The organism is Hymenobacter sp. GOD-10R, from assembly GCF_035609205.1.
Lineage (GTDB): Bacteria > Bacteroidota > Bacteroidia > Cytophagales > Hymenobacteraceae > Hymenobacter.
In genome coordinates, this window is record NZ_CP141184.1 from 2,180,383 (window position 1) to 2,193,060 (window position 12,678).

A 12,678-nucleotide genomic window follows, 5' to 3' on the forward strand; every position below is an offset into this window, starting at 1 on the left:
TATAGTGCCTAATAATCACGTGAACAACTCCAGCAACTCTTCCTGGGTCAAAGACTTCACCAGCCCAGCATCCGTTTTAATCAGCTCATAGGCTAGGTCGCGTTTGGCTTCTTGCAAGTGCATGATTTTTTCCTCCACCGTGTCGGGGCAGATGAGGCGCACGGCGACGACCTTTTTGGTTTGGCCGATGCGGTGACTGCGGTCAATAGCCTGGTTCTCGACAGCCGGGTTCCACCATGGGTCCACGATGTAGACGTAGTCGGCTTCGGTCAGATTCAGGCCGGTGCCGCCGGCTTTCAGGCTGATGAGGAACACACGCGCCCCGGTCTCCTGCTGAAATGCCTCGACGGGGGCGGCGCGGTTTTTCGTTTGGCCGGTCAGCTGCTCAAACGGAATGTCGTGGGCGCGGAGGGCATGCCCGATTAGGTCGAGCATCTTCACAAACTGTGAGAAGATCAAGATTTTATGCTGCGGGGCCTTGTTGCGGATTTCCTCCACCAACGCCTCCAGCTTCGCTGATTGGTGACCGTAGCTTTCCTGGTCGGGGAGCAGGGTGGGGGAGTTGCAGATTTGCCGCAACTTGGTGAGGCCTTGCAGCACGTGGGCGCTGCTTTTTAGGCGCGTTTCCTCGTGCTTGCCTAGGAGTAGGTCGCGAAAGTCCTTTTTGCAGGCCTCGTACAAGCGGCGCTGCTCGTCGCCCATCTCGCAGTAAATCACCATTTCGGTTTTGTCGGGCAACTCGCGGGCCACTTGGGCTTTAGTGCGGCGCAGCACAAATGGGCTGATCTTGCGTTGCAAGGCCCGTAGAGGCTTCGATTCCTTGAACTTGTCGATGCGGGCGGCGAAGAGGTCCTGAAAGTTTTGTTTGCTGCCCAGCAGACCAGGGCAAGCGAAGGAAAGCTGCCCATACAAATCAAACGTGTTGTTCTCGATGGGCGTGCCCGTGAGCACCACCCGGTTGCGGGCTTGCAGTAGGCAAGCGGCTTTGTAGCGCTGCGAATCGGGGTTTTTGATGGCTTGGGCCTCGTCCAGAACTACGTAGTTGAACCGATATTCCCGCAGCTGGCGAATGTCGGAAACGACGGTGTTGTAAGTTGTCAGCACGATGTCGGCGTGGTCGAACAGGGCCGCGTCGTGGCGGCGGGCGGGGCCGTGCAGCAGGTGCACGCGCAGGGAGGGCGCACACTTCTCAATTTCAGCCTGCCAGTTGAATACTAGCGACGTGGGCACCACTACCAGGTTGGCGGCGGTACGGCCTTTGGCTCGTTGGAGCAGCATAAAAGCTAGCATTTGCAGCGTCTTGCCCAGGCCCATATCGTCGGCCAGGCAGCCCCCGAAGCCGAAGGTGTCAAGGAAGTTCAGCCAGTTCAGCCCCTGCCGCTGGTAGTCGCGCAGAGTAGCGCCCAGATCGGCGGGCACCTCTACGGGCTCGATGCTGTCGAAATCGGCCACGGCAGTCTTGTACAAAGCTAGCTTTGCCTGTGCCTCAGCGGCCAGCAACTCGGGGTCATACAGCTCCTCGATGGCCGAGAAGTTGATGCTAGGCGTGCGGATCGTTTCTTCCACCACGGCGCCGGCCGCGAAGTAGCGGGTAAATTTATCGACCCACTCCTGGGGCAGAATGCCACGGGTGCCGTCGTCGAGGCGCACGTAGTGGCTGCGGTTGCGGATGGCTTGTTGGAGCTGTCGCAGGGTTGCTTTCTGCTTGCCAAAGCGCACGCCTAGGTGAGTTTCAAACCAGTTCGTTTCGCCCGTCACGCGTACCGTAATGCGGGCGCGGTTGGGGTTCAGCGTGTTGTTCTTGAGTTGGTTGAAACCTAGGATGGTGATTTGCTCGCGCTGCCAGTCCTCGAAGGCTGCCAGAAACCATTCTTCGTCCAGAAACAGCGCCTTGGGCACGTACAAGGTTGCCTGCTGAAGCTGCTCCCGGAAGTCGGGGTAGTGGCGCAGCAAGGCCGTAATAAAGTGCAGCTCGGCGGCCGTATCGCGCTGCAAGGCAAACGGCTTACCTAGCTCATCGACGCCAAAAAGCTGCCGGCGCGAGAGCACTGACACCTCACGCGTGCCGTAGCGCATCACGGGCAGCGCCTCCACGTGGGCACCGGCATCGGTGAGGTAGAGCAGCTTCTCCGGCGCCTGATCAAAGCCGTGGCTGACGACCTGCTGCGGGGTGGCGGGCCGTGTGTAGGCGTAGTGCACGTGCAGTTGATCTTCGAGGTTGGTCAGCACATCGCGTCGAAACTCCGCGAACTTGCTCCGGTGAATCAGCAGGGTGTTGTTGCGCTTCGAGAAGAACTCAATCACGCGCCACACATCTTGGCTTTCAATCAGGTATAGTGCGTTATTGGCCGCTACAAAGTATTCGAACCGAATAGCTAGGTCCTTCAGGTCCACGGGCTGATCGTGAAGGAGCAAGTGGCCAACTACCTCGTAGAAGTCTTCGGTTTCGGTTACCGACAAGCGCAGGTCCACTGGTGCGTGGCGCAACTGCAAGGGCGTGAGGGCCGGCGCCGTAAGCTTATCCGACACGCTCGGGTTGTGAACAAACACGGGCAACCCGGCCGGATTGTGCAGAATAGCACGCAATGCCTCCACCGCCGCCACAGAGCGGGCATCGTCGTAGTTGTTCTGAAAACGGGCGAGGCCGCTGTAGAACTTCAGCTCGGCTACGTCGTTGGTATGCCAGCTAGCATCCAGCGGGTTGAGCACCGTCACGGGGTTCTTGACCTTACCCGCGGCCGTGAAGCTAGCTTCGGCTAGCTGAATGGTGAGGTGGCCGTAGTACTTGTGCTTGCTGAAGATGATAAACCGTTGCGTGTTAGTCGCGGGCGGGCTAGGTTGTGGTTGCGGGCGCAGGAGTTGGCTGACCAACTCCTGCTTGGTAGCCGTCGTCACGGGGCACAGCCCCGCGTCGCGCGGCGTGACTACCACCGAGGGGCGAGCATACGTGAGTTGAAAGTAAGCATCGAGGTCGGGGGCGTTTTCCAGGCCGTAGTCGCGGGCGGTGGCTTGCAGCAGTTCGCGGCGCACCCTAGGGTCGAAGAACACGCGCAGCTCCCGGCGTTGCAGGATGCTGAGTAGGACCTGGGCTTGGTGCTCGCACAAGGTTGTTTTCGGAGTTGAGCAGGCGCAGGTTAGCACTAGGTCGTGCGCCTGCTGCTCTACCGTTACCGTCGGGAAACCTAGCTCCGAGCTGCCAAATGCGCCGGCTTCCATCGTGAGGCTTTTGGGCTGAATAGCGGTTAAGGCGCGGTTGTCGGCGAAGAATCCGGGTGGGCAGTGCCGGGCCACGTCGGCCGGGCTGAGTGTGGCAACGGTAGCCGCCACAAAAGTGTACTGGTGCGGGTCCGGTTCGTTTTCGGAAAGAGGCTGAAGTTCGGGCTGCTGCGACATACACCTAGGTTACGAACCTGAAAGGTACCTAAAATGCGTTGCTGAGCGAAGAAGCAGAGGCTGCCTTATATAGCGCGAACTTTGTAGTCCGCGTTACATAAGGCAGCCTGCCGCGGCCAGGGCAACTCACAGCTGCAAATTGAATTTGCCGTTGGTGATGGTTTTGGTAGTTGAGGGAGTACTGAATTTGTCGGTGCCCGTGAAGGTGAAAGTGCCCTTGAGCGCTGTTGCCGTCAGGGTTGTTACCGTAATTGTGCCACTTGTGGACGTAAATAGGTGATTTTCACTGGTATATGAGGCCTGTGCGCCGTTGCTGCTTACTGCCAGATCATAGGTACCTACCCTTTTAGGGATGATGAGGTAGAGGCCAGGTGTTATTGTGCTACCAACTCCAGCTTGATTAATTGATAGATAAATATCGGCAGTGTTTACTTGCGTGCTTCCACCTGTCTTGGTCTCCTGGCCGTCAGCGGTCCAGCTGGTGCCGATATATTCGGGTTCAGCATCTTTCTTCGAACAGGCCACAAAGGACGTGAGTACCAGCAGGGAAGCCGTGATGCGTAGGGTGCGGAAACTTGAAATCATAGCGTATAAAGATTGAAGTAGACGGCCAGCAAGATAAGTGTTTCGCTGCTAAGCAAGACTTGTAATCAAGCTCTTAATAGCGGCGAATTTGCGATCCTCTGGAACCACGCCGTTTGGGGCTATTCTGGCGAGCCTGTTCGCTGTGCAGATGGGGATTAAAGACCCCCAACTCCTGACAACCGAATTATTAAATCCGGCCGAGCGAAGGATTATAAATATGTGTCGAACAGACAGGTAGATTGAAAACTGATATGAGTATTATTAATATTAAGTATAATTTAGTTCATATAATTTTTAACGCTATTGCCTTATCTATATGCTTAAAGCTATCCTCATCTCTGTTATTGGTTTGTCGTCTCTTGACAGCTCTGCTGCTACATTGTATTCGCTTGCGGATTCAACGCGTACTACTTACCCTAGTCAACTGATTAAAGTAGGGCTACTCGATATTAGGCCTGTAAGCGTTGCTGCTACCTACGAACGGCAATTGTCGCCTCGTTTCGCAGTGTTAGGCAGTATTGGGTATTGGAACGTTAGTTTCGAAAGCAGTAATACCTACTACGATCAGGCCGATATTCTCATTGAAGACCACTCAAATTGGCGGCAACGTACCTTTACGACCGACGCACAGCTCCGCTATTATTTTCGCCGTCATCGCCCGCATCGGGCGCTGGGTGGCTGGTACACAGCTCTCAATCTGCACGGTTCCTATCAGGCTAGTTGGGAACGCCATACTCGCTACGTAGAACAAAACAGGGATGAAACACGGCTGAACGTGCAACCTCAACTAGTGCTAGGTCGCCAATGGTCATTCGGCAAGCATCTAGTGGCTGATACGTTCACGGGAATGAATATCTATCGTCGGTCCTCCGCTAACCGGCCCAACCCGCGAGCTTACCGCGGAGGGTTAAACTGGGGACTACAAGTGGGTTGGCGGATAAAGTAAATAAGCGGCTACACCTATATGATACGAAGTAAGATGATCGTTGAAACACCATTCTATACTTCTTTACCTATTCCTCCTAATTATGAGAAAGCTTTTAGGCCCCGGTTTGCTGCTAATCTGCAGTCTTTGGGGCGCAAACACGCAGGCGCAAGGGTTTCGCTATGGCATTCGGGCCGGTGCTAACCTCTCAACGGCCGCTGGGCCCGACGCTACTAAACCAGAAGCTATTTGGGGCCCCGTTGCAGGGCTGATTGCGAATGTGCCTCTCACGTCGGACAGCTTCTTTTCCTTTCAAACTGAGTTGCTGTATTCCCGCAAGGGATACTGGATGACCAACAATACCGTCAGCTCTCCAACCCGCGTACTTTTACATTATTTGAACCTGCCTTTGCTGGCCAAAATCAAGGCAGGCGGTCTGGTGCTGGAGGCAGGACCACAGATAGGCTATCTGCTCGACATCAGAGATTACAGTCCTATAGTCAACAACCGTGATCCTAATAAGCTAGATCCTTATCGGCGGTGGGAGCTAGGTTACGTTGCTGGTGTCGGCTACGAATTGAAAAATGGCTTAGGTATAGGGGTGCGCTACAATGCTGGTCTAACGCATGTGCGTCAAGTGCCAAAGAACGTTACGCCCATTCGCTTCCACAACGCTGCTTTTCAGTTTCAGCTGAGCTACTTGGTCACTCGCCGCTAAGATTTTATTGGGTAGAATTGAGCGAAACCCTACCTGTTATTGTAAACAAAGGAAGCCCTGGCTGCTGCGGCAACCAGGGCTACTATGGGTTTTTGTGACAACTAACGAGCTTGCCTTTCGCGTGAAGCTCTACCCTTCAGCAACCTAGCTTTTCTTGCTAGCCGCTTTCTTGTCTGGCGCTTTGCTAGCGCCCTTCATCGGGAAGCCGCGTTCTTTCATCAGGGCGTCGATTTTTGGGTCGCGGCCGCGGAAGCTGCGGTAGGCGTCAGCGGGGTCTACGGTGTTGCCGACGGAGAGAATTTTCTCTTTTAGGCGCTTTGCCACGGCTTTGTCGTAAGGGCCGCTGGCTTCGGTGAAGGCGCTGAATGCGTCGGACGCCAGCACCACCGACCACAGGTAGCTATAGTAGCCAGCCGAGTAGCCATCGGAGGAGAAGACATGCGAAAACTGGGGCGTGCGGTGGCGCATCACGATTTCGCTGGGCATGCCAAGCTGGGTCAGGGTTTCGCGCTCAAACTTATCGGGGTCAATCTTCTGGTCGCCGGCTAGGTGCAGCTTCATGTCGATGAGGGCGCTGGCCAGGAACTCAGTCGTTTCGAAGCCCTGATTAAAGGTCGACGCCTTTTCGATGCGGTCGACCAAAGCCTGGGGGATGGGCTTGCCGGTCTGGTAGTGCACCGCGAAGCGCTGGAGCACCTGGGGCGTGGGCAGCCAGTTTTCCATCACCTGCGACGGGAACTCTACGTAGTCGCGCACTACGCTGGTGCCTGATAGCGTCGGGTAGGTTACGTTGGATGAGAGACCGTGCAAGGCGTGGCCGAACTCGTGGAACAAGGTCGTAGCGTCGGTCCAGGAAATGAGGGTAGGCGCGCCGTCCTTGCCCTTCACGAAGTTGGAATTGTTCGACACGATAGTGGCTATTTCGCCATCTAGGCGCTCCTGCTTACGGTAGGCGTTCATCCAAGCGCCAGAGCGCTTGCCGGGCCGCGCGTATGGATCGAAGTACCACAGACCTAGGTGCTTGCCGGTGGTTTTGTCTTTCACCTCCCACACCTTCACATCGGGGTGATAGACGGGCACGTCGGTCACAGGCGTGAAGGCGAAGCCGTAGATTTCGCCGGCAACCCAGAACATGCCCTCGCGCATTTTGTCGAGCTGCAAGTACTCTTTCACCTCGTTTTGGTCGAGGTCGTAGCGGGCTTTGCGCACCTTCTCGGCGTAGTAACGGTAGTCCCAGGGCTCAATTTTGAAGCTGGCCGGAGCGCCTTCTTTCTTCGCAAGTGCCTGCATATCCGCTACTTCTTCCTTCACGCGCGCTACGGCGGGCACCCACACTTCCTCCATTAGAGCCATGGCCGCTTCAGGCGTTTTGGCCATGGTGTTGTCGAGGCGCAGGTGAGCGTGGGTTTTGTAGCCCAGCAGCTTGGCCCGTTCGGCGCGCAATTGCAGAATTTGGGTGATGAGGGCGTTGTTGTCGTGCTCGCCGCCGTTGTCGCCGCGATTGTAGAACATGCGCCACGCCTTCTCGCGCAGCTTGCGCTGATCGGAGTAGGTCAAGAAGGGCTCAATAGAGGAGCGAGTGTTAGCAATGACACCAGGCGCCGTGATCTTGCGAGCCGTGGCCGTATTCGCGGCGTCGTCGCGCAAGGATTGAGGCAAGCCACCTAGGTCGGCGGGCGTTTTCAGCACCAGCACCGAGTCATTTTCGTCGGCCAATACGTTTTGGCTGAACTTGGTAAAGAGCCCAGCTAACTCTTGGTTTATTTCCGAGAGGCGCGTCTTGGCTTTAGTGTCGAGCTTGGCACCAGCGCGCACAAAGTTGTTGTAGTACACATAGGCCAGGCGCTGCTGCTCAGGCGTCAACTTCTTCTTATCGGGCGAGTTGTACACCGCTTCGATACGCTTGAACAGCGCTTCGTTTTGGGTGATTTGGTCGCTGAAGGCGGCCATGCGGGGCGCCATTTCGCGTTGCACCGCCTGCACCTCGGGGTTGCTCATGTTGCCCGACCAGATGCCGTATACTGTTTGCACCTGATCTAGCGTGTTGCCGGCGCGCTCCATTGCGGCAATGGTGTTCTCGAAGTTGGGTGCTTGCTTGTTGTTGGCAATAGCTTGAACCTCCGCCAGATTTTGCGCCATGGCTGCTTCCAGCGCTGGCTTGAATTGACTTACCTGCACCTTGTCGAAGGCCGGGTAGCCGCCGTAGGGGCCCGACCACGAGGCGAGCAGCGGATTATCGGCGCGAACCGCGAAGCCAGTCGCGGGTTGGTTTTGGGCAAAGCTAGGGGTAAGAGTCACGGTAGCAGTAAGGCTAGCGGTGAGCAGCACCGGTAAAAAGCGCCGGCCACCGAAAGAGGTGAAGGAAATAGACATAAGAGAAAAAACAGGTCTTCGCAGAAATGCAGCCCTGAAGATAGTACAAAACCGACTGGGTATAAACACAACAGCCCCGATCTAAGTCGAGGCTGTTGCACTGGTTGGTGTCGTGGTAATGGAGAAAAAAGGAGCCGTTTAATGCGTAATCATTATTTTTTGGCTTATCGCTAACGATTCGCCGGGGGTAAGCGTGAGGTGATAAATTCCTTGTGGCAGCGTTGCGGCCGAGAGCGGAAACTGGTTATGTCCTGCCACCAACCGCACCGATTGCTGAAATACCAAGCGCCCCAACGGGTCAGCCAAGGTAAGCGTGGCGGGCTGGGCAGCGGCAGCGGTGTACGCCACCGTGAAAGCACCCTGGGCGGGGTTGGGGTACACGTGAGCGGCCTCCACCGCCTGGCCCGAAGCCGCCGCCAACACAGAAGATCCGTTGAAAAGGACACGGACCTTATCGGCTATGCGGTTGCGGGTCAGCAGATCTAGGTCGCCGTCGCCATCGATGTCGGCTGCTAGCACACCCGCTGCATAGTTGCCGGCGGCTAGCTCCGAGCCGGCGCTGAAGGTGCCCTGGCCATCGTTGCGGCATAAGCTTACAGTACCCTCGGTGTCGTTGGCGGTGAGCAGATCGAGGTCACCGTCGCCTTCTACGTCAGCCAAGGCTAGGCCGCTGGGCGTTTTTCCTACGGGTATGGCAACTTCGTTGTTAAGAAGTCCAGAACCGTTATTACGCAGCAGTGTTACCGCGCCCGGCGCGGTGGTGCTAGCATAGGTTGCCACGAGAGCATCTAGGTCGCCGTCGCCGTCCACGTCAGCGGCGGCAAGGGCTGACGGCGACGCGGGTAGGTTCACTTCGTAGGCACTGCTGAACTGACCCGCCCCGTTATTGAGCAACACTCGAAGTTGATGAGCGGAGGTAGTCGCGACCAGCAGGTCTAGGTCGCCATCGTTGTCGATGTCGGCGATAGTCATGTCGACGGCAGTGGCTTGGCCGAGGGCTAGCTTCGGGCTCAGCGCACCGAAGCGACCCGCCCCGTTATTCAGGCTGACAAAAAGGCCCCGATCAGCAGCGATGATCAGATCCTGATTGCCGTCGCCGTCGACATCTCCGATGGTAACGATCCGGTCGGTAGTGGTGGTAAAACTAACATCTACTGACGTATGGCTCGGAAAGTGCCCCGTGCCATCATTCAAACACACCGTTGCATTAGCACCGTTGCCTCCTCCGCTGATCACGACAAAGTCTAGGTCACCGTCGTTGTCAAAGTCCGCGGTGTGGAGACTTTTGGGGCCCCGACCCACGCCGCTTTCCGTCCAATCTTCGCTGAAGCCGCCCTTGCCGTTGTTCAGGTGAACGCTCACCCAGTTAGGGCTGCTGTTTGTCGCCAGTATATCTAGGTCGCCATCCCCATCGACGTCGGCCACCGCCATGCTGCTCGGGCTGAACCCCAGCGCTGCCTCGGGGCCCGCCACGAACGTGCCCACGCTAGGTTTTGCTTGGGTTGTAAACTGAAATACCCAGGGCTTGCTGGGCGTTTCGGTGCTGCTGAGTACCGAAGCGGGAGAGGTGACCAGCACGGTTTCGCCCGGCTTGAAGTTCGTGGTGGGGTTAAACGTAATGGTGCGGCCTGTCACCGTAGCGATGCCCGCTTTGCGCCCGCCTGCTTGCTGACTGAATACGCGCACGTTGGCGGCGGTGCTCGGGTACACATCCTGGCTGTACGTCAGGCGCACGGTCGTGGCGCACGGGGCAGCGTTGGCGTTACGGGCCGGGTCGAACTGCTGTACCTGAAATTGGGCCTGCGCGTTTAGTGTTAAAAGGAGAATGCCGCTCAGCAGTAAGGGTGTTTGCATAATAGCGAAGTAAAGAGCGGATTAGCTAGCGTATTGATAGACAAAAAGAACTGCGCCAGGATACTGGGCGAACGTTGTAGCGTTTGTTGTGCAGGCTGGTAGTGAAGGTAGTTATACGGCGAACCTAGCTAATTGATTTAAATAAATATATTTTTATATTAAATAAATGTGCCCACGAGAAAATAACGGACCTAGCTTCGTTTAGCACGTTGTATTTGCGGGTGAATGGAAGGAGATGATATAGCTAGGAATACCAAATCTGCGTGATGCCAGTAGGCTTTCGATAACGCATCGACAACAGCTCGAAGCCGTATACACTAAGAGGCTAGCCAGTTCTCTCCGGCGTTCGGCGGCACATGGGTTGAGCAAGCACGTAGTTGGCGTAAAAGACGCCAGTGCTAGGCTTTCGAGGAAGGTGGTAGGTTACACAAAATAGCGGCTAGGAGTGAAATAGTATTCTGAAGAACAATGAGTTAACAACAGCATCATGAACACAGAACAGCTAGTAGAACAGTCGGTAGCAGCAACTACCCAACCCGCCTACGATGTAGCCCAAATTATGGGCAGCCTGTACGGCGACGGGATTATCGGATTCAAAGGGGCTTTTTCGCGTGAGTGGGCGCAGCAGCTAGGGGAGGACATTGCCAAGCTGTACGAGGAAGCCCTGAAGCGCCCTGGCGGCGCCATCGGGCGCGGACCTAAGCGCCACTACGTTGAGATTCACCCAGAAGACATCCGCGGTTTTGTGGAGCTAGCAACGCACCCATGGGTGGTGGCCGTTTGCGAGGCCGTGCTAGGGCCAGAATACAAGATTGTGGAAATTGGCTTCGACGTGCCCAACCCCGGCGCCGTGCACCAGCCCTGGCACCGCGACTTTCCCGCGCCGGAAGATACCATCGTTGGCCGGCGGCTCAACTCCTTGGCTTTCAACCTCACAACGGTGGATGTGTACGAGGACATGGGCCCGTTTGAAATTGCCCCCGGCACGCAGTGGGACTTGCCCATCGGCTTTGAGCACGGCATGTTTCCGCCCAAGAGCAACAGTCCGCGCTACGAGCAGCGGGCCCAGCGCAAGATGCCGCAGATGGGTGACATCTCGGCTCGTTCGGCCCTGACCATCCACCGCGGCACGGCGAACAACTCCGACAAGCCTCGTCCAGCCTTGGTGCTAGGTGTCGACGCGCCGGGCGCCAACAACGCGGAGCGGCACGATCTGCAAATTACCCATGCCTTTTACACCACCCTGCCCGAAAGCCTTAAGCAGCACCTTACCTGCCGCTTAGTCGATGCGCTGGAGCCTATTGTACAAGGCCACACCATTGAGGGATTGATGATGGGTGAGGCGTAAGAATCAAACGTTGAAACTTTCAAACCCGTCTGTCATCCTGAGCTTGCGAAGGACCTTCTCACGTTAGAACATCAGGCATGACAACGACTCGTTCACGCGTGAGAAGGTCCTTCGCAAGCTCAGGATGACAGACGAGTTTAAAATTCATTCCTAGGTCACAAGCCTCATCATCACGCGTATGCATACTCCCGACGACCACATTTACCAGGAGGCGCAACTGTCGCCCATGACGGTAGATGAGATCAACAAGCTGACGGAACGAGCGCGGGCGCTACCACCCAGCGGCGACCAAACGCGCGTGCTGGTAACCGACGGCGAAGACCCGTGGGTAATCACGTATCAAGACCACTTGTATTATTGCACGGTCGACCGGACGAAGCAAAAGATCATGGTAGCCAAGTTCTCCGAGCTAGGGGAGATGGCCGATGCTGAGTTGGTGCAGGTGTGGCCCGGCAAGCAGGGCGTTACGCCAACGTTCGTCGAGATTTGGTCGCCGGAGCTGCAAGTAATTGATGGGCAGCTATTCATCTATTTCGCTCTCTACAATGCCAAGCTAGGAGAGGAGCGGCTCTACGTGCTACAGGCGCTATCCAATGATCCGCAGGGCGAGTACGAGCTGCAAGGCAAGCTAGAAGTCCCAACGGATCGGTGGGCCATCGATGGTTCGGTGCTGCTGCTTAACAACGGCGAGAAGTACTTCATTTGGTCGGGGTGGGAAGGCTTCACCAACACGAGCCAGAACATTTACATCGCCAAAATGCGCGACCCCTGGACCATCGCCTCCGACCGGGTGTGTATCTCCAGGCCCGAGTATGACTGGGAAAAGCACGGCTACCCGCACGTGAACGAAGGCCCACAAGCCTTAGCACGCAACGGCCGCATCTTTATCATCTATTCCGCCAGCGGCAGCTGGACCGACGACTACTGCTTGGGGCAGTTGACCTACTTAGGTGGCGACCCGCTCGACCCCGCTGCCTGGCGCAAGGAACCCCAGCCAGTCTTCTCCAAAACCGACACCATTTTCGGCCCCGGTCACGCCTCGTTCGTGCAGATTGAAGGGCAAGACTACATTGTGTACCACGCCGCCCGCAGCAGTCAAGCCGGCTGGGCCAGGCAGATTCGGGCCAAGCCCTTTACCTGGAACGCCGACGGCTCGCCCTACTTTGGCAAGCCGGAGTAAGCTGCATAATGAGTTTGTGAGCTAGGCTCCAAACCTAGGTGCGGAAGCGCATTTCAAAGAAACCGAGCCCCAGCAGGCGGCACTCTCTCGAATGAGTTGGGCCGCTGCGCTGGGGCTTCTTTGTTTTCTTGCTATTCCAATAACCTCCCCCGCCTGTCATCCTGAGCTTGCATTCCGCGCATCAAGCGGCGTGACCTTGTATCGGTTGAACGAGTCGTAATTATAATTGTCGTTATAGCGTGAGAAGGTCACGCCGCTTGATGCGCGGAATGCCGGTTCAGAATGATAGGCGGGGGAGCAGA

General features: G+C 56.4%; 8 protein-coding genes. 4 read left to right on the forward strand and 4 right to left on the reverse strand.

Features of this window, described 5'->3' with window-relative positions:
* Positions 1-15 precede the first annotated feature (15 nt).
* Both SD425_RS08825 and SD425_RS08830 read right to left on the reverse strand, forming a co-directional pair.
* A complete protein-coding gene (locus tag SD425_RS08825) occupies positions 16-3,393 on the reverse strand; it encodes a DEAD/DEAH box helicase (protein ID WP_324677559.1) in 3,378 nt (1,125 codons plus the stop codon).
* 126 nt (positions 3,394-3,519) lie between these two features.
* Positions 3,520-3,978: a hypothetical protein gene (locus tag SD425_RS08830; RefSeq protein WP_324677561.1), complete on the reverse strand. Its 459-nt coding sequence runs from the start codon at positions 3,976-3,978 to the stop codon at positions 3,520-3,522.
* Between the two features lie 316 nt (positions 3,979-4,294).
* Here SD425_RS08830 and SD425_RS08835 point away from each other — a divergent pair, with 316 nt between their 5' ends.
* Both SD425_RS08835 and SD425_RS08840 read left to right on the forward strand, forming a co-directional pair.
* On the forward strand, positions 4,295-4,924 hold the full coding sequence (locus SD425_RS08835; RefSeq protein ID WP_324677563.1) for a hypothetical protein: 630 nt from the start codon (positions 4,295-4,297) through the stop codon (positions 4,922-4,924).
* Between the two features lie 82 nt (positions 4,925-5,006).
* Entirely contained in the window at positions 5,007-5,621 is a 615-nt protein-coding gene (locus SD425_RS08840; RefSeq protein WP_324677565.1) for a porin family protein, read from the forward strand.
* Positions 5,622-5,765: 144 nt separating this feature from the next.
* Here SD425_RS08840 and SD425_RS08845 read toward each other — a convergent pair whose 3' ends face one another.
* Together SD425_RS08845 and SD425_RS08850 are read right to left on the reverse strand one after the other, a co-directional pair.
* Positions 5,766-7,994: a M3 family metallopeptidase gene (locus SD425_RS08845; protein WP_324677567.1), complete on the reverse strand. Its 2,229-nt coding sequence runs from the start codon at positions 7,992-7,994 to the stop codon at positions 5,766-5,768.
* Positions 7,995-8,132: 138 nt separating this feature from the next.
* On the reverse strand, positions 8,133-9,848 hold the full coding sequence (locus SD425_RS08850; protein ID WP_324677569.1) for an FG-GAP-like repeat-containing protein: 1,716 nt from the start codon (positions 9,846-9,848) through the stop codon (positions 8,133-8,135).
* A gap of 487 nt (positions 9,849-10,335) precedes the next feature.
* Between SD425_RS08850 and SD425_RS08855 the strand changes: the two genes are divergently transcribed.
* Entirely contained in the window at positions 10,336-11,196 is an 861-nt protein-coding gene (locus SD425_RS08855; protein ID WP_324677571.1) for a phytanoyl-CoA dioxygenase family protein, read from the forward strand.
* A 178-nt stretch (positions 11,197-11,374) separates the two neighbouring features.
* Positions 11,375-12,376: a glycoside hydrolase family 43 protein gene (locus tag SD425_RS08860; protein ID WP_324677573.1), complete on the forward strand. Its 1,002-nt coding sequence runs from the start codon at positions 11,375-11,377 to the stop codon at positions 12,374-12,376.
* Positions 12,377-12,678 lie beyond the last annotated feature (302 nt).

What these genes read in the sequence shown, in the direction of transcription:
- SD425_RS08825 (WP_324677559.1), bottom strand. Translation starts at nt 3,393, where the DNA reads ATGTCGCAGCAGCCCGAACTTCAGCCTCTTTCCGAAAACGAACCGGAC.
- SD425_RS08830 (WP_324677561.1), bottom strand. Translation starts at nt 3,978, where the DNA reads ATGATTTCAAGTTTCCGCACCCTACGCATCACGGCTTCCCTGCTGGTA.
- SD425_RS08835 (WP_324677563.1), top strand. Translation starts at nt 4,295, where the DNA reads ATGCTTAAAGCTATCCTCATCTCTGTTATTGGTTTGTCGTCTCTTGAC.
- SD425_RS08840 (WP_324677565.1), top strand. Translation starts at nt 5,007, where the DNA reads ATGAGAAAGCTTTTAGGCCCCGGTTTGCTGCTAATCTGCAGTCTTTGG.
- SD425_RS08845 (WP_324677567.1), bottom strand. Translation starts at nt 7,994, where the DNA reads ATGTCTATTTCCTTCACCTCTTTCGGTGGCCGGCGCTTTTTACCGGTG.
- SD425_RS08850 (WP_324677569.1), bottom strand. Translation starts at nt 9,848, where the DNA reads ATGCAAACACCCTTACTGCTGAGCGGCATTCTCCTTTTAACACTAAAC.
- SD425_RS08855 (WP_324677571.1), top strand. Translation starts at nt 10,336, where the DNA reads ATGAACACAGAACAGCTAGTAGAACAGTCGGTAGCAGCAACTACCCAA.
- SD425_RS08860 (WP_324677573.1), top strand. Translation starts at nt 11,375, where the DNA reads ATGCATACTCCCGACGACCACATTTACCAGGAGGCGCAACTGTCGCCC.